Genomic DNA, 22750 nt, shown 5'->3' on the forward strand with positions numbered 1-22750 from the left:
GTTTTGGTTTCAGCGTTTTACGCCCAGATCGACCTGGGTCATGCGGCTGCGCACGGTGAAGACACCGTCTCCGGAAAGAATTGCGCTGCGGGCGAACAACCGTCCGCTCTCCCAGTTCGAAAGTCCCAGTTCCGGCTTGTTCAGCGCGTACTGGCCGTCGACCCAACGGGTAATCCCGTTGCCCACGAACGGCGCGTTGACCGCGCTGTAGAAACGCTCCTGAACCGCCGCGTCTTCGCTGATCAGCGACACTGTGAACTGCGGGCTGTAGCGGTTGAACAGTGCGATGGCCTGATCCAGATCGTCGACGATCATCAGGCTGGTTTCCGGGGTTTCTTCCCATTCCCACTCGCGGCCCAGTTGCGCTTCCGGCAATGGCTCGGCCAGGGCTTCGGTCTGGTAACCCTCGGCGCGATAGACCTCGACCGTCGCGTTCTGCCAGTCGCTCGGCAGGTAGCTTTCGCTGCCTTCGACGATGTGCAATTTGCAGCCCTGACCGCGCGCGGTGCCGGCCTGCTGCAACGCGTCGAGGAACAACGGCACCAGTTCAGCGGCACGCTCGCGCTGGATCAGGCAGACGTTGAGGGTGTTGCAGACCTTGCGATCCAGCGAGTTGCGCACCACAGCGGCGAAGCGTTTGGCGTCGGCATCGCGATCGGCGATCAGCCACGCGCCACCGGTGCCGTGCAGGCTGACGGCGGTGCCGGCCTGCTGGGCGATGCTGCCCAACTGGCTGACCGCACGGCCCGAACCACGGGCCACCGCCAGCGACAGACGCCGGTCGGCGAACATCGCCCAACCGGCGGCGTGGTTGACGCTCTCGACCAGCGACACCGCACCCGCCGGCAGACCGGCATCGGCCAGCGCCGGGTTCAGGGCGTGAGTGACGATGGCTTGCGCGGTGCCCAATGCATCGCTGCCAATGCGCAGCACGGCGGTGTTGCCGGTGCGCAGTACGCCAGCGGCGTCGGCGAAAACATTCGGCCGGCCTTCGAACACAAACGCGACGATGCCCAGCGGCGACACCACTTGCTCGACCTTCCAGCCGTCGTGTTCGACGCTGCTGATAACCTTGCCGCGCGTGGCCGGCGCATCACGCCAGGCGCGCAGGCCGGCGATCATGTCGCGGCGCATGCGCTCGTCGGCGAACAAACGGGTGGTCGAACGACCGCGCGCCTTGGCCCGTTCGATGTCAGCGAGGTTGGCGGTTTCGATCAGCGCCCAGGCGTCCGGGTTTTCCAGGCGTTGGGCAAACAGATCGAAGAAACGGCTGATGGCCTCATCCGACACCGCAGACAACGCAGTAAACGCCGCCGCTGCACGCTCGATCGCCACCGAAGCCGCCTGCTGGTCCACCACGGGAATCAGCAACAACTCGCCACTCACCTGCTCCACCAACAGGTGGTCGCCGGGTCGGAAACGCTCGGCCAGTTCGGGGCTGACCACGGTGACGCGGTTACCGGCGAAAGGGATGGGCGTGCCAGCGACGAGACGTTCGAGCGCGAGAGACATGGAGCGGATTCACCATATTGAGGGCGGCCGGAAAATGTATAGCTTGCCCACCCTCAAAGCAACACAGGCTCAGAACACCGACCAGCCGATCCGCGAACTGAGCATTTCCAGCGCCGCCATGCCCGCCAGCGAGTTGCCCGCTGCGTTGAGTTCAGGCGACCACACGCACACCGTGAATTGCCCCGGCACTACGGCAACGATGCCGCCACCGACACCGCTCTTGCCCGGCAAACCGACACGGTAGGCGAAGTTGCCGGCCTCGTCGTACAGGCCGCTGGTGGCCATGATCGAGTTGACTTGCTGGGTCTGGCGGCGGGTGAGGATCTGTTCGCCGCTGTGCTTGCAATAGCCGTCGTTGGCCAGGAAGCAGAACGCCCGGGCCAGGTCGATGCAACTCATGCGCAACGCGCAGTGGCTGAAGTAGCTGCGCAGCACCGCTTCGACGTCGTTGTGGAAGTTGCCGAAGGATTGCATCAGGTAGGCCATCGCCGCGTTGCGTGCGCGGTGCTGGTATTCAGACTCGGCCACTTTGCCGTCGACCATCACCTGCGGATTGCCCGACAACCGACGCACGAAATCGCGCATCGACAAGGCCGGTGCAGCAAAACGTGACTGGTTGATATCGCAGATCACCAGCGCCCCGGCGTTGATGAACGGATTGCGCGGACGGCCGCGTTCGAATTCCAGCTGCACCAGCGAGTTGAACGGCTGGCCGGACGGCTCGTGGCCCAGTCGTTCCCAGATCGCCTCGCCGGAGTGTTCGATGGCCTGCACCAGGCTGAACACCTTGGAAATACTCTGTACCGAGAACAGTGTCTCGGCATCGCCGGCGCAATACATCTCGCCGTCGTTGCCGTACACCGCGATGCCCAGTTGATCGGGCGGCACGGTGCCGAGGGCGGGAATGTAGTCAGCCACCTTGCCCTGCCCGATCAGGGGCCGGACAGCGTCAAGGATCTCGTTCAACAGCGCTTGCATGCCGGGTCTCGAAGTCTCGCCCCATGGGATTGCGGGGACACCGTGGCTAGACGCTGCGCCCGCCAGCCGAATCACACCGCGTTTGTGTATCGCACTGTATACGACGCGGCGACGGACACACCACGAGCACAAATCCCCCCGTTCGCGACACATCACCGATACAGCCCGACGTTCAAATGAACCTGTCGATCGGCAACACCGATCAAGCCTTTGAACTCACATTTCGTATCGGAGATTCACCATGACCAAACTCTCGAAAACCTCCCTGACGCTCGGCCTGCTGCTTGCCGGTGGCCTGGCCCTGTCCAACGCTGCTTCGGCCTCCGAGGCGTTCAGCGTCAAGCAACTGGATCACGGCTACAGCCAGACCCAGGCTCAGGCCGACACCCCGGAAAAAACCTCGGAAGGCAAATGCGGCGAAGGCAAGTGCGGTGCCGGCGAATAACCCTCTTCACGGGGCACGCCGGTGTCCCGTTTTCCCTTGATTGAACGGAGCCATCCCATGACCACTGCTCTCTCGACGGCCGTCAAAGGCCTGCACCTGAACCTCGACCGCGCAGGCCAATGGCTGGCGCCGCTGACCCTGCGCCTGTTCATCGCCTGGGAGTTTTTCGAATCGGGCCTGGAGAAATTCAACGGCCAGAACTGGTTCGAAGACATTCAGGACCGTTTCCCGTTTCCCTTCGATCACTTGCCGGCGACGCTGAACTGGGAGCTGTCGATGTGGGCCGAGCTGATCTGCGCGCTGGCGATTCTGATCGGACTCGGCACGCGGATCTCGGCCATTTCGCTGATCGTCGTGACGGTCGTCGCCACCGCCGCCGTGCACTGGCCGGCAGACTGGTCGTCATTGAGCGAATTGGCGCAGGGCTACGCGATCACCAACAAGGGCTTCGGCAACTTCAAGCTGCCGGCGATTTACCTGGCTGCGCTGGTGCCGCTGGTGTTTGCCGGGGCCGGCAAATTGAGTGTGGATGCGTGGCTGGCGCGTTTTTTCTGGAAACGCGCCAGCCGCTGAGGATCAATGCGCCCGGTCAAGGCCCGCCAGCAACGCGCTGTCGCGGCTGTAGATGTCCGGCGCGTAGAGCACGCGGCCCTTCCCGTCGACCTGTGCCGTCCAGTAAGTCATCAGGATCGGCACCGGGTTGCTCAGGCGGAATTCATGGGTAGCGCCGGTGGCGAGCAAGGTGTCGGTACGGGCCCTTTCCGCCGGGCTGAGCAGGAAGTCGCGCAGTTTCATCGGATGCTCGACCCGCACACAACCGGAACTGAACGCCCGTGGACCCTTGTCGAACAGCGCCTTGCTCGGCGTGTCGTGCAGGTACACCGAGAACGGGTTGGGGAAGCGGATGACCATCTGCCCCAGCGGATTGCGCGGCCCGGCATCCTGACGCAGAAGGATGTTGCCGGGGTTGTCCCAGTCGATGTCGGCGGCGGCCAGTGGCTGGCCATTGGCGTCGAGCACTTGCAGGTTCTGACGACTGAGGAAGGTCTGATCCTTGCGGATTGCCGGCAGCTTGTCTTCTTTCCAGATGGTCGGCGGCACGGTCCAGGTCGGGTTCAGCGTCAGGCGCGTAACCCGGGATTTGAGCAGCGGCGTCTGGCGCTCGGCGCGACCGACCTGGGTGCGGGTCTGCCACACCGGCTCGCCGCCCTGGTACAGGGTCAGTTCGGCAGCGGCGACGTTGACCAGCAAACCGTCGGGCTCCATGTCCTGGGCCAGCCAGCGGAACCGTTCAAGGTTGACCCGCAGCTGTTCGCGGCGCGTCAGCGGGCTGATGTTCATCTCGGCAATCGTCCCCGGTCCGACCACACCGTCGGCCTGCAACGAATGGTTGGCCTGGAAGCTTTTCACGGCTTCCACCAAGACACCGTGATAGGCGTTGTCCGGCGTGCCGACCACGCTGCTCAGATAACCTTCGCTGTACAGCCGCTTGGCCAGTTCCGGTACGCGTTTGTCTTCCATGTCCGGACGCAGCAGCGGCCCGTTGCCCACTGATTGCCAGTGCGGCAAGGCTTGCAGGCGTTGTGCGGCATAGAGGTGACGCAGGTTCTGATATTGCGCCAGGTTCGGCCGCGCCAGATCGAAGGCCGCCGCCATGTCATGCATGCCCGGCACGGCGATGGCGAGCAGTTCGGCCTGACGGTCACGTGGCGTTTCGTCGGCGTGCCACAGCGGTTCGAAGTGCGATTGCAGCAGACGACCGTAATGCAGGTCCTGCAAGGCTTGCAGGTAGTTGCGACTGATGTCGATGTCGGCGCACAGATCGCCGTCCTGCGGAACTGTTTCTGCGACCGGATAGCGTTTCGGATTGAGGCCATCGTCGGCCAGCAGCTGCAATTGCGCGTGCAATTGCGGCAATTGCCCGGCCGCCGCCCACACCGGCAGCCAGTCCTGCTGCTGATAGAACGCCTGCAACTGTTCGAGCGCCGGGCCGCCGAGACGGGCGGCAATCGCCGGACAGGCCTGAGGCAGGCTGATCAACGCGGCCTGCAGCGGGCTTTGCGGCTCGACAGGCATTTCTGCCGGCAGCGTCGGGAGGGCCGGCAGAGGCTCATCGGCACAAACGACAAACGGCGCAGCGAGCAAACAAATGCTCAAGTAGCATGCGTACTTTTTGAACAACTGCTTTACTCCAATCCATGGCCGTCTTGATTGACGGTCAACCTTACATCAGGTGCGGTGATACAGTCAGGTCCGATTCGCGGGCCTGCCGGGGACGACTGGACGTCAGGAGCCAAAGTGCCAAACATGTAACCAGTGAGGACTCACTTTAAATGTTGACGTTTTTGCGCCGACTTCTGCTGACTGCCACTGCCATCGGGCTGGTGACCAGTCAGGTTTTTGCCGCCGGCACCTCGCAGCCGGTTCTCTACAACAGCCTCGCCCACGCCGCTCCGGAACTCAATCCCCAGGCGCTGAAAGGTGCCTTGAACGCCATGCAATGCGCAATCAACAACGGCGCGAAGCAGTCCCGTCACCTGGCGATCATCGATTATTCGCAACCGTCCACCGAGCGACGCCTGTGGATCTTCGACCTGACCAAGAAAAAACTGATCCTGCGCGACCTGGTCGCCCACGGATCGATGTCCGGTGATAACTTCGCCACCCGGTTCTCCAACCGCGAAGGCAGTTTCCAATCCAGCCTTGGACTGTTCCGCACCCAGGAAAGTTACGAAGGCACCCACGGTTATTCGTTGCGCATGGACGGTCTGGAACCGGGCGTCAACGACATGGCCCGTGACCGCGCCATTGTGATCCACGCCGCCGACTACGTGAATCTGTTCTGGAGCAAACGTACAGGCCGGCTGGGCCGCAGCCAGGGTTGCCCGGCCGTACGGCCGCAAGTTGCCAGACGCGTGATCGACAGTCTGAAGGACGGCCAGTACATGTTTTCCTGGTACCCGGACCAGCACTGGCTGAAGTCCTCGCCGTATCTCAACTGCCAGCCGCAACAGATCGCCAGCATTCTCAGCACCCACGGCAGCTGAAAATATTCGCTGTAAAAAACATCCCCTGTTCTCACAGGGGATTTGTGTTTTCAGGGTTTCATTACAGCTTTGTCATTGAGTTGTCGGTTTGCCGAGCGGATCGCTCGGTAGCCTGAAGTTGTTCCGGCACCACTGCCGATCCACTTCACCGACACGAGTGACTCATCATGAAAACCCTGATCCTTGCCTTCACCGCCCTCCTCGCCACTGGCACTGTGTTCGCCGCCGAAATGCCGGACAACACGGTCATTCACGACACCAACGGCTTCTACGTGCACCTGGATGTCGACAAAGTCCTCTCCAGCACCGATATTTCCCAAGCCTGCGGCGTCATTCCCGCACGACTCAACTACCTCGACCACCAGGGCCGCGAACATGTGCTGGACTATCAAGTGCAAGGCAGCGGTTGCACCAACTGACCAGTGAGGCGCAGTGCCCATGAATATCCTTGTCGTCGAAGACGAACCCAAGGCTGGCAATTACCTGCTCAACGGCTTGCAGGAACTGGGTTACAACGTAAGCCTGGCCCGTGACGGCGCCGACGGTCTGCACCTGGCGCTGGAACACGACTTCGACGTGATCGTGCTGGATGTGATGATGCCCAAAATGGATGGCTGGGAAGTCCTGCGCCGGCTGCGCAAGGAAGCCGACACGCCGGTGCTGTTCCTCACCGCCCGCGACGACATCGCGGATCGGGTCAAAGGCCTGGAACTGGGCGCCGACGACTACCTGATCAAACCGTTTTCCTTCGCCGAACTGGTGGCGCGCCTGCGCACCCTGACCCGGCGCGGGCCGATCCACGAAGAAGAGCAATTGCAGGTGGCCGACTTGCAGATCGACGTGCTCAAACGCCGGGTCACCCGCGCCGGCAGCCGGATCACCCTGACCAACAAGGAATTCGCCTTGCTGCAACTGTTCGCCACCCACACCGGCCAGGTGCTGTCGCGTTCGCTGATCGCCTCGCGGGTGTGGGACATGAACTTCGACAGCGACACCAATGTGGTCGATGTCGCCGTACGCCGCCTGCGGGCGAAGATCGACGACCCGTTCCCGCTCAAGCTGATCCACAGCGTGCGCGGCATCGGCTACCGCTTCGACACCCAGCCATGAAAGTCACCGGCACTTACTCCCTGACCTTGCGTCTGGCGCTGGTGTTCGCGGTGCTCGCCTTTGCTGCGCTGGCAGGCCTGGGCGCGGCGCTTTACAACCAGCTGGAAGAACAACTGACCCGCCGCGACGACATCCAGTTGGTCAGCCGCATCGATCAGTTGCGCACCATCCTCAACGACAGCAACACCCTGGAATTGATCAAGAACAAACCGGCGTTGTTCCAGAACATGCTGGGCAACCGCGAAGCGCTGTTGACCATCGGCGCACCGGGGCAACCGCCCTTGTTCGTGGTCAACCCCAGCGACCTGGCACTACCGAGTGTGCCCGCCGTGCCGGTCGACCATGTAATGGCCCTCAACGACGTGCAGCATTTGCCGAGCATCAACGGCGTGCCGTTCTCGGCGGTGGCAGCCAGTATCGACTCCGGCGACCAGGGCAATCTGCAAGTGCTGATCGGCAAGGTGATGAGCGAACGCACGGCGATGCTCGCCAACTACCGACTCAGCGTGTACGGCCTGGCGTCATTGGCAGCAATTGTCCTGGCGCTGGTGGGCTGCCTGCTGGTGTATCGCGGCCTGTTGCCGTTGCGGCGGATTGCCCGGCATGCCCACGGGATCGGCATCGCCAACCTCGGCGAACGCCTCGACCGCCACGGCACGCCTCGGGAATTGCAGCCGATGATCGAAGCCTTCAATGCGATGCTGGACCGGCTCGACCGAGGTGTTGCGCAACTGAGCCAGGTCTCCACCGACATGGCCCACGAACTGCGCACGCCGATCAACAACCTGCTCGGCGAAACCCAGGTCGCCCTGCAACAGCACCGAAGCGTCGACGCCTATCAACAGCTGCTCGCCTCTAACGTCGAAGAACTCGAACGGCTGGCGCGGATGCTCGACAACATGCTGTTTCTCGCCCGCACCGACCCGGCCAGTGCCTTGAGCCAGCGTCAGGAGCTGGACGCCTGCGATGAGATGCAGCGCATCGCCGATTACTTCGAAGGATTGGCGGCGGATGTCGGCATCAGCATCGAGGCCCGAGGCAGCGGCGTGATCTGGGCCGAACCGATGTTGCTGCGTCGGGCCCTGGCCAATCTGTGCGCCAACGCGATCAAGTACGGCGCAGCGGATTCGACGATGCAGGTTGAGGCCATTGCCGAAGCGGACGGCAGCTATCTGCGGGTGCGCAATCAGGGCGCGACGATTCCTGCCGAACACCTGTTGCGGCTGTTCGAACGCTTCTATCGCGCCGACCCGTCCCGCGAGCGTTCGGCCCAATCCAACGGTCTGGGTCTGTCGATCGTCGCGACCATCATGCAATTGCATCAGGGCCGCTACAGCGTCAGCAGCGCTGATGGTGTCACCTGCTTTGAGCTGTTTTTTCCAGCCCGGGAGACGCGAGACGCAGGTGTGTGAGGGCTCCGAGCGCAAGCGCCGCGACCATCAACGCCGTGGCAACGCCGAAGGTCATGTGCAAACCGCTCGCGATGACCGCAGCCGTCGCCCGGGTCGGATCGTCCGTGGCCAGGGCAAACACCGCACCCATGACCGCCGCCCCGGTGATCAACCCCAGATTGCGTGACAACCCGAGCATGGCCGACACCACCCCGCGCTGATCCTGCCCGACACCCGCCATCAGCCCGGTATTGTTGGCGGCCTGGAACAGCGCATAACTCAATGCAACCACCGTTATCGGCAACACATAGGCAAGCAGTCCCAGACTCACCGGCAACAGCGCCAGCAAACCGCAACCGCAGGCCAGTCCGAGCAACGCGCCCGGCACCATTCGCCGCGCCCCGAAACGATCCACCAGACGCCCGGCCGGCACGCCACTGAAAGCCGCCAGCAACGGCCCGACCGACAACACAAGTCCGACTTGAGTGCTGCTGAGCCCCAAGCCTCGGCTCAGGTAAAACGGCCCGACCACCAGCGTGGTCATCATCACCGTGGTCACCAGCAAGGTCAGGGCGAGACTGCTGCTGATTCGTGTATCGGTGAACAATGACAGGTGAATCAGCGGCGCCTTGCTCTTCTTCTCGACCAGAATGAACAACCCCACGCCCAACAGACTGATCAGCAACAACGTCTGAGTGAACCCTTCAATCGTCATCGCCAGTGCATAGGCCGCCAGCGTCAGCATCAGCACCGCGGTGCCGAAATAATCAAACGCAACAGGCGAGCGTGCGGTTCGATCCTTCGGCAGATAGCGATACACCAGCCATGCGTTGAGCAACCCCAACGGCACGTTGATCACAAAAATCGACTGCCAGCCGACATGCGCCATCAACAGCCCACCGAGCGACGGCCCAAGGGTCGTGCCGGTGGCCGACATGGTAGCCAGCAACCCCATTGCACTGCCGGCCCGGGATTTGGGCACCGCATCGGCCACCAGCGCCACCGTCAACGCGAACATGATCGCCGCGCCCAAGCCTTGCACCGCTCGCGCACCAATCAGCCAGGCCAGGCTCGGCGCCAGTGCGCAAGCCAGTGAAGCGGCGGTAAAGATGCCGATGCCGATCAACAGCAAACGCCGCCGACCGAAGCCGTCACCCAGCCGCCCGACGCTGACAATCAACGTGGTGATCGCCAGCAGGTAGGCCAGCACGATCCATTGCACTTGTTGAAACGTCGCATCGAACGCCGCCGCCAGGGTAGGTAGCCCGGCGTTGGCGATGCTGGTGTCCAGCGATGGCATCAGCATCGACAGCGCCAGACTGGTCAACGCCCAGCGGGCTGAAGGGCTCAGGGGTTCTCGGTGCATGGGGGGCTCACAGGGCAAAGGTCATGGGACATAGCCTGAGCCTCGACAATACAAGGCGCAAGACGCATGCTTTGCACTTGATACCTGCATAGAACGCCATGTCATGAATGCGCCGGACCTGAACCTGTTGATCACCCTCGACGTGCTGCTGAGCGAAGGCAGCGTGGCCCGCGCCGCCGAGCGCCTGCGCCTGAGCCCGTCAGCCATGAGCCGGGCGCTGGCCCGTCTGCGGGAAACCACCGGGGATCCGCTGCTGGTACGCGCCGGTCGCGGACTGGTGCCAACCCCGCGTGCGCTGGAGCTGCGCGACCGGGTCAGTTATCTGGTGCAGGAAGCCGAAGCGGTTCTGCGCCCTGCAGAGGTGCTCGATCCTGGCCAGTTGCGGCGCACCTTCACCCTGCGCAACACCGACGGGTTTGTCGAAACCTTTGCCGCCGCCCTGCTCGCCCGCATCGCCGAAGAGGCGCCCGGCGTACGCCTGCGCTTTGTGCAAAAGGCCGACAAGGACAGCACGCTGTTGCGCGAAGGCCGGGTGGATCTGGAAACCGGCGTGGTCGACGACAGCACCGACCCGACGCTGCACAGTCGCATCCTGTTCCGGGACCAGTGGATCGGTGTGGTGCGTGAGGGGCATCCGTTGAGCAGCGGCAAGGTCAGCGCCAAACGTTTCGCTGCGGGCCAGCACATTCTGGTGTCACGCCGCGGGCGCAGCAGTGGCCCAGTGGACGAGGCGCTGCTCGCCTTCGGCCTGACGCGGGACATCGTCACCTCGTTCGGCGGCTTTTCTGCCGCGCTGACGCTGGTCCGTGAATCAGATCTGATCGCCACTGTCCCGGAACGTCACACCAGCAAACTGCGGACGGGCCTGCACAGCTTCGCCCTGCCGCTGCGCATGCCGGACATCTGCGTGTCCATGCTCTGGCATCCACGCATGGACGCCGATCCGGCGCATCGCTGGTTGCGCAATTGTGTGCGAGAGGTTTGCGCCTAGCGCGCCTCCCCGTCCTTGGGTTTGTAAAACAGGAATTTCCCGGTCTCGGCGGTCTTGGTGTACTTCTTGGCCCAACTCGGGTCGACGTTGTGGTCATGAAAGTACAGCGCGCCATGGGTGCGATCCGTGAGCTGGCGGTTCAGCGCCTTGCCGGCGATCTCCTTGGCCAGCGCGTATTCGGCGTCTTCCTTGACCTGATCGGACTTGCCATCGCACCACCAGGAAAACTGGCAACTCTTGGTTTCCGAGCCCTGCTTGACCACCTCGCACACGGTGCCTGGAAAACCGTCATGGCCGAGGCGATTCATCACCACGTTGGCCACGGCTTCCATTTCCGCCGTGTCCTTGCCCTTGGCTTCCCAATAGATGCTGCGCGCCAGGCAGGTGATCGGGTCGTCGAGCGGCGCGGTGCCGGCCGGGTCGACGGCTTGCACTTCTTTGGGGGTGATGGCTTCGGACTTCGGCGCCGGAGGCGCATCGGGTTTGTCGGCAGCCTTCTCTTCCAGTACCTCGGCTTTCGCTTCGGCCTTTTCCTTGATTGGCGTCTGATCGGTGGCCATTGCCGCGCCGCTCAGCAGGGTCAACACAAGACAACAGATCAGCCCGTGCAATTTCATGATCAATTCTTCCGGCAGCGCCCGTTGCGGGCAAAGTGTTACGTGGCTGAGACGCCCGGATTCCGGGGCCCTCGCAGAGGGTAGACGGCAGAGTCGGCGGCATCGTTCCGCAGAAAAAACCGCTCGGTGAAGAAAAAGACATTGCGCGAACCCGGGGCCTTTCGCGCATCATGGGCGCACTCAGCCCAAGGGAGATTTCCATGCGCTTCATGCCATCCGTTCTGCGACTCGCCGTGTTGTCCACGGGACTGGCGTTGGCCACCTCGGCCATAGCTACCGACGAGTCGCAACTGGTCGAGTCGATCAACAGCTACCGCAGCCAGCCGCAGCGTTGCGGCACGCAGGCGTCCAGTGAGTTGCCGCCGCTGTCGGCCGACCCGCGCCTGATTCTGCCGGCCAGCGGCGTCGTCGATCTGCAGCAGGCAATGGCCAGCGCCAGCTACCCGATGGTCAATGTGCAGGCGATCACCCTCAACGGTCCTCGGGATGCGGCGTCGGCGATGAAGGCGATTCAGGAAAGTTTCTGCCAGGTGGTGCTGGATCCGCAGTTCGTCGATATCGGCGTCAGCCGCGCCGACCGTGACTGGCGCATCACGCTGGCGCGACCACTGCTGTCGGCGCGTCTGGGCGATGGGCAAGCCGAAGGCCAGAAGTTGCTGACACAGCTCAACGCTGCCCGCAGCCAGCCACGCCAGTGCGGCGGCCAGGCCTTCTCCGCCGCCGCGCCGTTGGCATGGAACGCCGTGCTCGGCGGTGTGGCGCAGGATCACAGCCGTCAGATGGCCAACAACAATTATTTCGACCACAAGGACCGCGACGGCCGCACCCCCGGCGACCGCGCCGAACTGGCCGGCTACAGCGGTCAGCAGGTCGGTGAGAACATCGCCGCCGGGCAGGATACCGTGCAGAAAGTCGTTGCCGGCTGGCTCGCCAGCCCCGGTCATTGCGCCAACCTGATGAACCCGCAATACCGTGAGCTGGGCGCGGCCTATGCCGTCGATCCGAAGAGCAGCGCCGGCATTTACTGGACGGCGATGTTTGGCGGGGAATAAACCTCAAGGCACCCTCCCCATCAGGGGAGGATGCAAAATGCAGGCAATAAAAAACCGGAGCCAGGCTCCGGTTTTTTTGGTCAGTGGGTTCGCATCCCCGCTGCGTACATCGCCAGCTTCAGCAGACTCGCCACCACCGCCAGCGAGACCACGCTGCCGGACCAGATCAGCAGCAACCAGCCCAGTCGTTTGTACCAGCGGCTTTTCACTTCACGCATTTCAATGGTAGCCATCGCCAATCCTCACTTTGCCGCGGAACACGTAGTAGTTCCAGAAGGTGTACATCAGGATCACCGGCAGGATGAACAGTGCGCCGATCAGGGCGAACAACTGGCTGGTGGCCGGTGATGCCGCCGCCCAGAGGCTGACCGAGGGCGGGATGATGTTCGGCCAGATGCTCAGCGCCAGCCCGATGTAACCGAGGAACATCAGCACCAGAGTGAACACGAATGGCCAGTGGGTGTGCCGCTGACGCAGCGAACGCAACAGCCCGAACAGCGACAATGCCGCCAGCACCACCAGCCCGGCGAACACGGTCAGGTGCGCATGGTTGAACCAGCGAGTGGCCAGTTCCGGGTGCAGTTGCAGCGTCCACGCGCCGATCACCACCACCATCGCCAGCAGAAGCCACGCCAACGGACGGCTGTAGTGACGCATCCGAGACTCCAACATGCCTTCGGTCTTGACCAGCAGCCAGGTGCTGCCCAGCAAGGCGTAAGCGACCACCAGACCGACACCGCAAACCAGCGGGAACGGTGCCAGCCAGTCGAGACCGCCACCGGCAAACTGCCGATCCACCACCGGAATCCCGGCCACATACGCGCCGATCACCACGCCCTGGGAGAACGTCGCCAGCAGCGAACCGCCGATGAACGCCCAGTCCCACAGATAGCGTTTTTCCGCTGGCGCCTTGAAGCGAAACTCGAACGCCACACCGCGGAAAATCAAACCCGCCAGCATGAAGATCAGCGGCAGATACAGCGCCTCCAAAATCACCCCGTAAGCCAGCGGAAACGCGCCGTACAGCGCCGCACCGCCGAGCACCAGCCAGGTTTCGTTGCCGTCCCAGACGGGTGCGACGGTGTTCATCATCACGTCGCGTTCCTGCTCGTCGCTGATCAGCGGGAACAGGATCCCGAGGCCCAGATCGAAGCCGTCCATGATCACGTACATCATCACCCCGAAGGCAATGATCACGCCCCAGATCAACGAGAGATCGATACCTTGAATACCCATGACTCAACGCTCCTTTATCAGTGGATCCGGGTCGCGGATTCGAGGTTGTCGGTGACCGCCGAGAGAGGCCGGCGCGGGGTCTGTATCTGGGTGCCTTCAGGCGGGTGTTCGTGGTGCGGCTGCGGGCCCTTGCTCACCAGTTTCATCATGTAGCCGATGCCCACGGTGAACACCGAGCAGTAGATCACCACGAACAGCGCCAGCGAGGTGCTCATCTGCGCCACCGAGTGGTGGGACGCGGCGTCGTGGGTACGCATCAGGCCATACACCACCCACGGCTGACGCCCGACTTCAGTGGTGATCCAGCCGGCCAGCAGTGCGATCAGACCGCTCGGCCCCATCAGCAGCACCAGACGCTGGAAGCCGCGATGACGGTAGACCTTGCCATTGCGCCGCAACGCCAGGCCCAGCACACCGACGAGGATCATCAACATGCCGAGTCCAGCCATTACACGGAAGCTCCAGAAGATCACGGTCGAGTTCGGCCGGTCTTCTTTCGGGAAGCTCTTGAGCGCCGGTATCTGCTTGTCGAGACTGTGGGTGAGGATCAGGCTGCCGAGGTACGGAATCTCGATCGCGTATTTGGTCTTCTCCGCCTGCATGTCCGGGATGCCGAACAGCACCAGCGGGGTCGGTCCGTTGTCAGCGTTTTCCCAGTGACCTTCGATGGCGGCAATTTTCGCCGGTTGATGTTCCAGGGTGTTCAAGCCATGGGCGTCACCGACCACTGCTTGAATCGGCGCCACGATCAGCGCCATCCACAGCGCCATGGAAAACATCTTGCGCACCGGTTTGCTGTCATTGCCACGCAGCAAATGCCAGGCTGCCGAAGCGCCAACGAAGAACGCCGTGGCCACGAACGCGGCAATCGCCATGTGCGCCAGACGGAACGGGAACGACGGGTTGAACACGATGGCCAGCCAGTCCAGCGGCATTACCCGACCGTCGACGATTTCGAAGCCTTGCGGGGTCTGCATCCAGCTGTTGGACGCGAGAATCCAGAAGGTCGAGATCAGCGTGCCGATGGCGACCATCACCGTGGCAAAGAAGTGCAAGCCACGCCCCACGCGGTTCCAGCCAAACAGCATCACCCCGAGGAACCCGGCCTCGAGGAAGAACGCGGTCAGCACTTCATAGGTCAGCAACGGCCCGGTGACGCTGCCGGCGAAGTCGGAAAACCCGCTCCAGTTGGTGCCGAACTGGTACGCCATGACCAGACCCGACACCACGCCCATGCCGAAGTTGACGGCGAATATTTTCGACCAGAAATGGTAGAGATCGCGGTAAGTGTCGTTACCGGTTTTCAGCCACAGGCCTTCGAGCACCGCCAGGAAACTCGCCAGGCCAATAGTGATCGCCGGGAAAATGATGTGGAACGAAACCGTGAACGCGAATTGAATTCGCGCCAGGTCCAGTGCCTCCAGGTTGAACATGATGATGTCCTCATCAAGGCTGAAAAGCGGCAGCACACGGCCGGGCCACCGCCAGGCGCGAACGCCTGCAGCCAGTCAAATTGCAAAAGGGTTGGATCGCGTGGATCGGTCAGGCCACCGACGACGGGATCAGGTTGCTCGCCTCGGCCGCTTCGAGGCGGATCGCCACGAATTTGGAGGTCGGCGTATAGGTGCGATCACCGTAGCTTTCCAGCGGCACCAGCGGATTGGTTTCCGGGTAGTACGCGGCGGCTTGTCCCGCTGGAATGTCGTAGGCGATCAGGGTGAAACCGCTGACCCGACGCTCGCGCTCGTCGCCCCACAGCGCCACCAGATCGACCTTCTGCCCCGGTTCGAAACCGAGCCGTCGGATATCCTGCTCGTTGGCGAACACCACGTCGCGCATGCCGTAGACCCCGCGATAACGGTCGTCGAGGCCGTACAGCGTGGTGTTGTACTGATCGTGGGAACGCATGGTTTGCAGGATCAGATGCGGCTTGACCGGCAGGTTGCGCACGCCTTCGCTGATCAGATGTTCCGGCAGCACGCACGGGGTGAACTGGGCTTTACCGGATTCAGTGTTCCAGACACGGTCGGAGGCGTCGTTGCCGAGGTGGAACCCACCCGGGATCAGCAGCTTCTCGTTGAAATTCTCGAAGCCCGGAATCACGTCGGCGATCAGGTTACGGATGCGCCCGTAGTCGCCCACCGCCCATTCCCAGTCGATCGGGTGTTTGCCCAGGGTCGCGGCGGCAATCCCGGCAATGATCGCCGGCTCGGATTTCAGATGCGCCGACTTCGGCTTCAACTGACCGAACGACAAGTGCACCATGCTGAAGGTGTCTTCCACGGTCACGCCTTGCGGACCTTCGGCCTGCACGTCGATGTCGGTACGGCCCAGGCACGGCAGGATCAGCGCGTCACGCCCGGTCACCAGATGGCTGCGGTTGAGCTTGGTCGAGATGTGCACGGTCAGGTCGAGTTTGCGCATCGCTTCGTGGGTGCGCGGGGTGTCCGGCGTGGCCTGGGCGAAGTTGCCGCCCAGACCGATAAACACCTTGGCTTCGCCACGTTCCATGGCACCAATCGCCATGACCGTGTTGTGGCCGTGCATGCGCGGCACCTTGAAGTTGAAGCGCTTTTCCAGGGCGTCCATCAGCTCTTTCGGCGCCAGTTCGTTGATGCCCATCGTGCGGTCGCCCTGCACGTTGCTGTGGCCACGCACCGGTGACAGCCCGGCTCCCGGACGGCCAACATTGCCGCGCAGCAGTTGCAGGTTGATGACTTCCTGCAGGGTCGGCACCGAGTGCACGTGTTGGGTCAGGCCCATGGCCCAGCACATGATCACGCTTTTGGCGCGGGCATACATGCGCGCGGCCAGTTCGATGTCATGCAGCGGCACGCCGGACTGTTCGACGATGTGCTCCCAGCTCGTGGCATCGACTTCGGCCAGATAGCTGTCCAAGCCCGACGTGTGCTCGGCAATGAACGCGTGATCGAACACCGGTTCGCCGCCCGAGGCCTGGGCTTCACGTTCCCATTGCAGCAGGAACTTGACCATGCCGCGGATCATCGCCATGTCGCCGCCCAAGGCTGGACGGAAGTACGCGGTGTTGGTCGCTTCCCAGCCGTTGCTGAGCATCTCGATCGGGTTTTGCGGGTTCTGGAAACGCTCCAGCCCACGCTCCTTGAGCGGGTTGATGCACACCACCTGCGCGCCACGCTTCACCGCTTCACGCAACGGTTCGAGCATGCGCGGGTGGTTGGTGCCGGGGTTCTGGCCGATGACGAAAATCGCGTCGGCATGGTGCAGGTCTTCATAGACCACCGTGCCTTTGCCGACGCCCAGGGTCTCGCCCATGCTCACCGCACTGGCTTCGTGGCACATGTTCGAGCAGTCCGGGAAGTTGTTGGTGCCGTAGGCGCGGACGAACAACTGATAGAGAAACGCCGCTTCGTTGCTGGCACGCCCCGAGGTGTAGAACTCGGCCTCGTGGGGCGATTTCAGGCCTTTGAGGTGCTTGGCGACCAGCGCGAACGCCTCGTCCCAGGTGGTCTCGACATAGCGATCGACCCGGGCGTCGTAGCGCATCGGATGGGTGATCCGGCCCTGGTATTCAAGCCAGTAATCGCTTTGCTCGGCCAGCGTCGACACCGTGTACTTGTTGAAGAACGCCGGATCGACCAGGCGGCCAGTGGCTTCCCAGTTCACCGCTTTGGCGCCGTTTTCGCAGAACTTCAGCATACTCGCGCCGGGTGCTTCACCCCAGGCGCAACCGGGGCAGTCGAAGCCGCCGTTCTGGTTGGTCTTGAGCATGGCGCGGATGTTTTTCAGGGCGTTTTCACTGCCCAGCCAGTTCTTGGTGAGGCTGATCACAGCGCCCCAACCCGCAGCGGCGCCCTTGTAGGGTTTGTAACGGTCGACTTGTGACATGGGACTTCTCCATGACGATGCACACAGGCAAAAACCTGATCGGATTTAAACAGCGACGACTGACTTTCAAGTTCAAAAGCGGTCGTTTCGTTTGACGGAGCCAAGGATATGAACCACCGCAAAAACTTGTCTAATCGCTATTAATGACTGCGTTATCGAAATCATCTATCACGGCGTTAAACCCTTTAAATACGGGCACTTGCAAAACTAAGAAGCGCAAAAACCGGAATAATTATTTCATCATCGACAGCATCAATCGGCCGGTCATTAAGAGTGATTGGACGCAGTTCGAAGTTGCTCATAACCTGCGCCGACCCAATCCCTTCAATAGCGGATTTCACCCAAGCGAGGCTGTCATGTCAGAGCGCGTCTTGATCGATGGTTACAACCGCCGCGTCGACTACCTGCGTATGTCGGTCACCGACCGCTGCGACTTTCGCTGCGTGTATTGCATGGCTGAAGACATGCAGTTTCTGCCACGCCAACGGGTACTGACGCTGGAGGAGATCTATCAACTGGCGCAGAGCTTCGTTGCGCTGGGCACCCGCAAGATCCGCCTGACCGGCGGTGAGCCGCTGATTCGTCCCGGTGTCGTCGGGTTGTGCAAGCAGATTGCTGCCCTGCCCGGCCTGCGCGAGTTGTGCCTGACCACCAACGGCTCGCAGCTCGGCAAACTCGCCAGCCCGTTGTTCGATGCTGGGGTGAAGCGCCTCAACGTCAGCCTCGACAGCCTCGATGCCGCGCGCTTCAAGCAGATGACCCGCACCGGCGACCTGGCACAAGTGATCAACGGCATCGATGCCGCCCGTGAGGCCGGATTTACCCGCACTAAACTCAACTGCGTGGTGATGCAGGGCCGCAACGATCACGAGATCAACGACCTGGTGCAGTTCGCCATCGAACGGGATCTGGATATTTCCTTTATCGAGGAAATGCCGCTGGGCATCATCAGCGAACACAGTCGCGCCGAGTCGTTTTTTTCCAGCACCCAGGTGCGCGAAAAGATCGCCGAACGCTACACCCTGATCGATTCCGCCGAGTCGACCCAGGGCCCGTCGCGCTACTGGCGGCTGGCGGAGGCACCGCACATTCGGCTGGGGTTCATTTCGCCCCACAGCCACAACTTCTGCGGCACCTGCAACCGGGTGCGGCTGACGGTCGAGGGGCGTTTGCTACTGTGTCTGGGGAACGAGCATTCGGTGGATTTGAAAGCGGTGCTGCGCGCCCATCCGGGTCAACCGGAGCGGCTGGAGAAAGCGATCATCGAAGCGATGAAGCTCAAGCCTTACCGGCACAACTTTGAAGTGAACGACGACGTGCAAGTGGTGCGTTTCATGAACATGACCGGCGGCTGAACCGCCACGTTTTCAAGGCAAAAAAAGCATGATCATCCGGCCCAAGATCAATCAGTTCGCCGTCCTGTTTACCCTCAAGGGGTCGATTGCCAAGCGCATCGCCCTGCGCACCCTGATGGTCACGCTGCTGGCGTCGGCCATCGTGCTGGTGGAAATGCTCCACCCGAGCAACTTCACCAAGGTCAACGCCACGCCATTCACCTTGCTCGGTCTGTCACTGTCGATCTTCATGAATTTTCGCAACAACGCCTGCTACGACCGCTGGTACGAGGCCCGCAAGGCCTGGGGCGAAGTGATCGTGCATGTGCGTTCGGTGATCCGCGAAACCCACGTCATCCGCGAGTCGGCGCAGCGTCGGCTGTTGCTGCTCAACCTCTGCGGCTTTGCCCATGCCCTGAACGCGCGGTTGCGCCGGGAAAACGAAGCCGCCGCCAGCGCCGAATGGATCACGCCACAACACGATGCACTGGTGCCGGACTACAGCGGGCGCATTTTGCAAACCGTCGGCCAGCAATGTTCCGATCTGCATGAGGCAGGCGATCTCAGTGAATGGCGCTACATGCTGCTGGCCAATCACCTGACCAGCCTGACCCAGGCGCAAGCGGTGTGCGAGCGGATCAAGAACACGCCGCTGCCCTTCCCTTACACCCTGCTGCTACACCGCACGATTTACCTGTTCTGCATCCTGCTGCCGTTCGCCATGGCCGAACCGCTGGGCTGGCTGACGCCGCTGTTCACGGCGATTGTCAGCTACACCTTTTTCGGTCTGGATGCGATTGCCGATGAGCTGGAAGATCCGTTCGGCCGGGATGAAAACGACCTGCCAACCGATGCGCTGGTGCGGGGTATCGAGCGGGATATTCTCTCGGAGCTGGGCACCGAGCCTTTGCCACCGGCGCTGAAGCCCGTGGACTACGTGCTGAGTTGATCCGACGCCTCCCCCTTCGCGGGAGGATATTCAATCAATCCAGATGCGCCCAGGTCATGCGAAATGACGCCCCGCCCCACGGTGAATCGCCAACCTCGACCCGACCGCCATGGGACTGCGACACCCGTCGCACCAATGCCAGTCCGAGGCCGAATCCACCAGTGCGGCGGTCACGGCTGGCGTCCAGGCGCGAGAACGGTTCGAAAATCTTCTCCCGACCGGCCAGCGGTACACCCGGGCCGTCGTCGTTGACCTGCACTTCGTATTGATCGCCGATGCGCACCAGCGACACCTCGACCCGCTGCTCGGCATAACGAATGGCATTGCGCAGCAGATTGATCACCGCCCGCGCCATGAAACGCGGCTCGATCCGCACTTCTTCGACCCGGCATTCGCCGATCAGCAATTGCACCCCGGCGGCCTCGGCTTCCAGGGCGACGCTGCCCACCACACTGTCGAGCCAGTTGGCGGCCTGAATGTTTTCACGGGTGATGACCGTCGCGCCGCGTTCGAGGCTGGCGTAGGTCAGCAGCTCGGAGACCATTTCTTCCAGCTCGCCAAGGTCGGCGTACATGTCGGCGATCAGTTCGCGGTTCTGACTGGCGTCCGGTTGTTGCTTGAGCTGGTCGAGTTCGAACGACAGCCGGGCAATCGGCGTGCGCAGTTCATGAGACACGGCGTTGGTCAGTTCGCGCTGATTGGCGATCAGGCCTTCGATGCGCGCCGCCATCAGGTTGAAGTGTTCGGCCAGATCGCGAATGTTCGAGCGTTTGGAAAGCTGGATGCGCGATGACAGGTCGTTGTCGCCAAAACGCTCGGCGGCCAGTCGCAGCTTTTCCAGATCGCGCCAGTGCGGACGGACCCAGAAGTACAGGACGATGCCGAGCAGCACCGCCAGCATCAGATAGGCCGCTGCGATGTAGAACGGCATCAGGCTCGGCTCGGGCGGCAATTTGATGCTGAGTACCTGCGAACCGCCGTCGATGTTGCTGATGAACTGGGTGTAGTTGTCGCGAATCACCAACAGGTTCTGCGCCAGTTCAGCCTTTTCCTCGGGCGTCAGGGCCAGTTGATCGGACTCGATCAGGTTCAACGTCAGCCCGTAATGCGGACGCAACGCCTCCAGCTGCGCCTCGCGCGCCGCACCTTGCTGGTCGCGCATGTGCTCGATCAGCGACCAGGCCTGGCCCCGCACCGCCTCGCGGTTGTAGGCCTGCATCTGGTTGTCGAGCAACGCGTTGAAGGTGTGTTCGACGGTTTGCAGCGCCGCCACCAACCCGACTGTCATCACCAGAAACAGTCCCAGAAATAACCGCAGCATCTACAGCTCCCACGCGAACGGATTGAACAGATAGCCCTTGCCCCACACGGTCTTGATGCACACCGGTTCGCGGGGATTGTCCTTGAGTTTGTTGCGCAGCTTGCTGATGTACACATCGACGCTGCGATTGAGGCCATCGAAAGCGATGCCGCGCATGCGATTGAGAATGTCATCGCGCGACAGGATATTGCCGGCGGCACTGGCCAGCAGCCACAGCAGTTCGAATTCCATGGTGGTCAGCTCGATCAACTCGCCCGCCAGACGCACTTCGCGGCAACTGCGATCGATGATCAGATTGCCGAACTCCAGCGAGCTGACCACGCCGCTGTCCGGCACTTGCCGACGTTGTAGGGCACGCAGGCGTGCCAGCAGGACCGGCGGTTTGATCGGTTTGATCACGTAGTCATCGGCCCCGGACTCCAGGCCCAGAATGTGGTCGAGGTCATCTTCCTTGGCGGTCAGGATGACAATCGGCGTGTCCGACACGCTGCGGATTTCCCGGCACACGTGCAGGCCGCTTTGCCCCGGCAGCATCAGGTCGAGCACCACGACTTTGGGCTTGAATTCGAGAAACGCGGCCACGGCCAGATCGCCGCGATGCACCGTGCGTACCTCGTAGCCGTGTTGTTCGAGAAAGTGCGCGATCAGCGCGGCCAGGCGCTCATCGTCTTCCACCAGCAGGACTCTGCCAAAACCCAGGTTATCCATAACAACCGTCGCCAACCCTCAGTGAAGTGGGCGCCATTATGGCGGCATTCGCGGGCCAGACGTTTATCGCAGGCAGCAAAAACCGGCCACTTGGGCCGGTTTTCGTTGATGTTTCATACTCTTAAGAGTTTTTAACAATTCATGCCGCGACGGGCACGCCGCTGTGGAAACGGAATTCCTCGTCCGGCGATTCGATCAGGTCCTGCTCGGCGGCGCGGACTTTCTCGATCACCTGGGCAATGTCCTTGGCGTCACCGTACTGGTAGGCCAGTTTCAGGTAACCCTGGAAATGCCGGGCCTCGCTTTTCAGCAGGCCGAAGTAGAACTTGCCGAGTTCTTCGTCCAGATGCGGCACCAGTGCTTCGAACCGCTCGCAACTGCGCGCTTCGATGAAGGCGCCGACCACCAGGGTGTCGACCAGTTTCACCGGCTCGTGGCTGCGCACCACTTTGCGCAGGCTCGAAGCATAACGGCCGGCGTGCAGCTGGCGCAGTTCGATCTTGCGCCGTTTCATGATGCGCATGACCTGTTCGTGGTGAACCAGTTCTTCCCGGGCCAGACGCGACATCATGTTGATCAGATCGACGTGGGAATGGTACTTGGCAATCAGGCTCAACGCGGTGCTGGCGGCCTTGAACTCGCAGTTCTTGTGGTCGATCAGCAGGGTTTCCTGATCGGCCAGCGCGGCCTGGACCCAAGCGTCAGGCGTGCGGCAACCAAGGAATTCGTGGATTTCGGGAAGGATCATGGGGCTCACGGTCAAAAGGTGTTCGAGCGAAAGGCGCCGATTATACCGGCCTGCCCGCAGACCACCAGCCGCCCGCGT

The 22750-nt window shown here is 62.1% G+C and carries 22 protein-coding genes; 10 read left to right on the plus strand and 12 right to left on the minus strand.

The genetic code is table 11. From position 1 onward, the window contains the following. Nucleotides 1–9 precede the first annotated feature (9 nt). A complete protein-coding gene (locus AC3WRD_RS15835) occupies nucleotides 10–1512 on the minus strand; it encodes an aldehyde dehydrogenase family protein (RefSeq protein WP_102622067.1) in 1503 nt (500 codons plus the stop codon). Nucleotides 1513–1581: 69 nt separating this feature from the next. Further along, the gene (glsB, locus tag AC3WRD_RS15840; RefSeq protein WP_096820185.1) at nucleotides 1582–2490 is read right to left on the minus strand and encodes a glutaminase B; all 909 of its coding nucleotides are present in this window, start codon (nucleotides 2488–2490) and stop codon (nucleotides 1582–1584) included. 241 nt (nucleotides 2491–2731) lie between these two features. Here glsB and AC3WRD_RS15845 point away from each other — a divergent pair, with 241 nt between their 5' ends. Both AC3WRD_RS15845 and AC3WRD_RS15850 read left to right on the plus strand, forming a co-directional pair. Beyond that, nucleotides 2732–2935, plus strand: a complete 204-nt coding sequence (locus AC3WRD_RS15845; RefSeq protein ID WP_085711459.1) for an HvfA family oxazolone/thioamide-modified RiPP metallophore — start codon at nucleotides 2732–2734, stop codon at nucleotides 2933–2935. 57 nt (nucleotides 2936–2992) lie between these two features. Then, entirely contained in the window at nucleotides 2993–3508 is a 516-nt protein-coding gene (locus tag AC3WRD_RS15850; RefSeq protein WP_096820187.1) for an HvfX family Cu-binding RiPP maturation protein, read from the plus strand. A gap of 3 nt (nucleotides 3509–3511) precedes the next feature. On the opposite strand, the gene AC3WRD_RS15855 is transcribed toward AC3WRD_RS15850, so the two are convergent. Beyond that, nucleotides 3512–5116, minus strand: coding sequence for a L,D-transpeptidase family protein (locus AC3WRD_RS15855; protein WP_102622068.1), 1605 nt, complete (start codon nucleotides 5114–5116; stop codon nucleotides 3512–3514). Nucleotides 5117–5268: 152 nt separating this feature from the next. On the opposite strand from AC3WRD_RS15855, the gene AC3WRD_RS15860 reads away from it, so the two are divergent. The 4 genes from AC3WRD_RS15860 to AC3WRD_RS15875 all read left to right on the plus strand — a co-directional run bounded on the left by AC3WRD_RS15860 (nucleotide 5269) and on the right by AC3WRD_RS15875 (nucleotide 8504). Continuing rightward, complete coding sequence (locus AC3WRD_RS15860) at nucleotides 5269–5982, plus strand: murein L,D-transpeptidase catalytic domain family protein (RefSeq protein ID WP_096820189.1); 714 nt, start codon at nucleotides 5269–5271, stop codon at nucleotides 5980–5982. 167 nt (nucleotides 5983–6149) lie between these two features. Continuing rightward, on the plus strand, nucleotides 6150–6401 hold the full coding sequence (locus tag AC3WRD_RS15865) for a DUF2790 domain-containing protein (RefSeq protein ID WP_085711463.1): 252 nt from the start codon (nucleotides 6150–6152) through the stop codon (nucleotides 6399–6401). Between the two features lie 19 nt (nucleotides 6402–6420). Then, entirely contained in the window at nucleotides 6421–7092 is a 672-nt protein-coding gene (locus tag AC3WRD_RS15870) for a heavy metal response regulator transcription factor (protein ID WP_085732003.1), read from the plus strand. Then, a complete protein-coding gene (locus AC3WRD_RS15875; protein WP_102622069.1) occupies nucleotides 7089–8504 on the plus strand; it encodes a heavy metal sensor histidine kinase in 1416 nt (471 codons plus the stop codon). The genes AC3WRD_RS15870 and AC3WRD_RS15875 overlap by 4 nt, the downstream gene beginning before the upstream one ends. Here AC3WRD_RS15875 and AC3WRD_RS15880 read toward each other — a convergent pair. Then, nucleotides 8449–9849 carry an MFS transporter gene (locus AC3WRD_RS15880; RefSeq protein WP_102622070.1) on the minus strand — a complete coding sequence of 467 codons (1401 nt, stop codon included), beginning with the start codon at nucleotides 9847–9849 and terminating at the stop codon, nucleotides 8449–8451. The two genes, AC3WRD_RS15875 and AC3WRD_RS15880, sit on opposite strands and share 56 nt — an antisense overlap. A 103-nt stretch (nucleotides 9850–9952) precedes the next feature. Between AC3WRD_RS15880 and AC3WRD_RS15885 the strand changes: the two genes are divergently transcribed. Beyond that, a complete protein-coding gene (locus tag AC3WRD_RS15885; RefSeq protein ID WP_102622071.1) occupies nucleotides 9953–10840 on the plus strand; it encodes a LysR family transcriptional regulator in 888 nt (295 codons plus the stop codon). On the opposite strand, the gene AC3WRD_RS15890 is transcribed toward AC3WRD_RS15885, so the two are convergent. Beyond that, the gene (locus AC3WRD_RS15890) at nucleotides 10837–11457 is read right to left on the minus strand and encodes a cell wall hydrolase (RefSeq protein WP_102622072.1); all 621 of its coding nucleotides are present in this window, start codon (nucleotides 11455–11457) and stop codon (nucleotides 10837–10839) included. The genes AC3WRD_RS15885 and AC3WRD_RS15890 overlap by 4 nt on opposite strands. Nucleotides 11458–11657: 200 nt before the next feature. Between AC3WRD_RS15890 and AC3WRD_RS15895 the strand changes: the two genes are divergently transcribed. Further along, on the plus strand, nucleotides 11658–12509 hold the full coding sequence (locus AC3WRD_RS15895) for a CAP domain-containing protein (RefSeq protein WP_102622073.1): 852 nt from the start codon (nucleotides 11658–11660) through the stop codon (nucleotides 12507–12509). Between the two features lie 80 nt (nucleotides 12510–12589). On the opposite strand, the gene AC3WRD_RS15900 is transcribed toward AC3WRD_RS15895, so the two are convergent. The 4 genes from AC3WRD_RS15900 to AC3WRD_RS15915 form a co-directional block, all read right to left on the minus strand. After that, the gene (locus tag AC3WRD_RS15900; protein ID WP_074688757.1) at nucleotides 12590–12742 is read right to left on the minus strand and encodes a DUF2474 domain-containing protein; all 153 of its coding nucleotides are present in this window, start codon (nucleotides 12740–12742) and stop codon (nucleotides 12590–12592) included. Beyond that, on the minus strand, nucleotides 12729–13745 hold the full coding sequence (gene cydB / locus AC3WRD_RS15905) for a cytochrome d ubiquinol oxidase subunit II (RefSeq protein ID WP_096820195.1): 1017 nt from the start codon (nucleotides 13743–13745) through the stop codon (nucleotides 12729–12731). Before cydB ends, AC3WRD_RS15900 begins: the two co-directional genes overlap by 14 nt. Before the next feature lie 17 nt (nucleotides 13746–13762). Further along, on the minus strand, nucleotides 13763–15178 hold the full coding sequence (locus AC3WRD_RS15910) for a cytochrome ubiquinol oxidase subunit I (protein ID WP_102622094.1): 1416 nt from the start codon (nucleotides 15176–15178) through the stop codon (nucleotides 13763–13765). Between the two features lie 109 nt (nucleotides 15179–15287). Beyond that, complete coding sequence (locus AC3WRD_RS15915; RefSeq protein ID WP_102622074.1) at nucleotides 15288–17612, minus strand: FdhF/YdeP family oxidoreductase; 2325 nt, start codon at nucleotides 17610–17612, stop codon at nucleotides 15288–15290. A gap of 356 nt (nucleotides 17613–17968) precedes the next feature. Between AC3WRD_RS15915 and moaA the strand changes: the two genes are divergently transcribed. Beyond that, complete coding sequence (moaA, locus tag AC3WRD_RS15920; RefSeq protein ID WP_102622075.1) at nucleotides 17969–18967, plus strand: GTP 3',8-cyclase MoaA; 999 nt, start codon at nucleotides 17969–17971, stop codon at nucleotides 18965–18967. 28 nt (nucleotides 18968–18995) lie between these two features. After that, nucleotides 18996–19895: a bestrophin family protein gene (locus tag AC3WRD_RS15925; RefSeq protein ID WP_102622076.1), complete on the plus strand. Its 900-nt coding sequence runs from the start codon at nucleotides 18996–18998 to the stop codon at nucleotides 19893–19895. A 34-nt stretch (nucleotides 19896–19929) separates the two neighbouring features. Here the strand turns inward: AC3WRD_RS15925 and AC3WRD_RS15930 are convergent, their stop codons facing one another. The 3 genes from AC3WRD_RS15930 to AC3WRD_RS15940 form a co-directional block, all read right to left on the minus strand. Beyond that, complete coding sequence (locus AC3WRD_RS15930) at nucleotides 19930–21216, minus strand: ATP-binding protein (RefSeq protein ID WP_096820199.1); 1287 nt, start codon at nucleotides 21214–21216, stop codon at nucleotides 19930–19932. After that, nucleotides 21217–21924 (minus strand): response regulator, encoded by a 708-nt coding sequence (locus AC3WRD_RS15935; protein WP_096820200.1) that lies wholly within the window; start codon nucleotides 21922–21924, stop codon nucleotides 21217–21219. Between the two features lie 139 nt (nucleotides 21925–22063). Continuing rightward, nucleotides 22064–22672, minus strand: a complete 609-nt coding sequence (locus AC3WRD_RS15940) for a MiaE family protein (RefSeq protein ID WP_085610660.1) — start codon at nucleotides 22670–22672, stop codon at nucleotides 22064–22066. Nucleotides 22673–22750: the final 78 nt, after the last annotated feature.

The sequence above is a fragment of the Pseudomonas sp. FW215-R2 genome (assembly GCF_058789255.1).

Coding starts and splice junctions, on each gene's coding strand:
- AC3WRD_RS15890 (WP_102622072.1), bottom strand. CDS start 11,457: ATGAAATTGCACGGGCTGATCTGTTGTCTTGTGTTGACCCTGCTGAGC.
- AC3WRD_RS15865 (WP_085711463.1), top strand. CDS start 6,150: ATGAAAACCCTGATCCTTGCCTTCACCGCCCTCCTCGCCACTGGCACT.
- glsB (WP_096820185.1), bottom strand. CDS start 2,490: ATGCAAGCGCTGTTGAACGAGATCCTTGACGCTGTCCGGCCCCTGATC.
- AC3WRD_RS15845 (WP_085711459.1), top strand. CDS start 2,732: ATGACCAAACTCTCGAAAACCTCCCTGACGCTCGGCCTGCTGCTTGCC.
- AC3WRD_RS15885 (WP_102622071.1), top strand. CDS start 9,953: ATGAATGCGCCGGACCTGAACCTGTTGATCACCCTCGACGTGCTGCTG.
- cydB (WP_096820195.1), bottom strand. CDS start 13,745: ATGGGTATTCAAGGTATCGATCTCTCGTTGATCTGGGGCGTGATCATT.
- AC3WRD_RS15895 (WP_102622073.1), top strand. CDS start 11,658: ATGCGCTTCATGCCATCCGTTCTGCGACTCGCCGTGTTGTCCACGGGA.
- AC3WRD_RS15870 (WP_085732003.1), top strand. CDS start 6,421: ATGAATATCCTTGTCGTCGAAGACGAACCCAAGGCTGGCAATTACCTG.
- AC3WRD_RS15850 (WP_096820187.1), top strand. CDS start 2,993: ATGACCACTGCTCTCTCGACGGCCGTCAAAGGCCTGCACCTGAACCTC.
- moaA (WP_102622075.1), top strand. CDS start 17,969: ATGTCAGAGCGCGTCTTGATCGATGGTTACAACCGCCGCGTCGACTAC.
- AC3WRD_RS15925 (WP_102622076.1), top strand. CDS start 18,996: ATGATCATCCGGCCCAAGATCAATCAGTTCGCCGTCCTGTTTACCCTC.
- AC3WRD_RS15875 (WP_102622069.1), top strand. CDS start 7,089: ATGAAAGTCACCGGCACTTACTCCCTGACCTTGCGTCTGGCGCTGGTG.
- AC3WRD_RS15935 (WP_096820200.1), bottom strand. CDS start 21,924: ATGGATAACCTGGGTTTTGGCAGAGTCCTGCTGGTGGAAGACGATGAG.
- AC3WRD_RS15910 (WP_102622094.1), bottom strand. CDS start 15,178: ATGTTCAACCTGGAGGCACTGGACCTGGCGCGAATTCAATTCGCGTTC.
- AC3WRD_RS15915 (WP_102622074.1), bottom strand. CDS start 17,612: ATGTCACAAGTCGACCGTTACAAACCCTACAAGGGCGCCGCTGCGGGT.
- AC3WRD_RS15835 (WP_102622067.1), bottom strand. CDS start 1,512: ATGTCTCTCGCGCTCGAACGTCTCGTCGCTGGCACGCCCATCCCTTTC.
- AC3WRD_RS15940 (WP_085610660.1), bottom strand. CDS start 22,672: ATGATCCTTCCCGAAATCCACGAATTCCTTGGTTGCCGCACGCCTGAC.
- AC3WRD_RS15900 (WP_074688757.1), bottom strand. CDS start 12,742: ATGGCTACCATTGAAATGCGTGAAGTGAAAAGCCGCTGGTACAAACGA.
- AC3WRD_RS15930 (WP_096820199.1), bottom strand. CDS start 21,216: ATGCTGCGGTTATTTCTGGGACTGTTTCTGGTGATGACAGTCGGGTTG.
- AC3WRD_RS15880 (WP_102622070.1), bottom strand. CDS start 9,849: ATGCACCGAGAACCCCTGAGCCCTTCAGCCCGCTGGGCGTTGACCAGT.
- AC3WRD_RS15860 (WP_096820189.1), top strand. CDS start 5,269: ATGTTGACGTTTTTGCGCCGACTTCTGCTGACTGCCACTGCCATCGGG.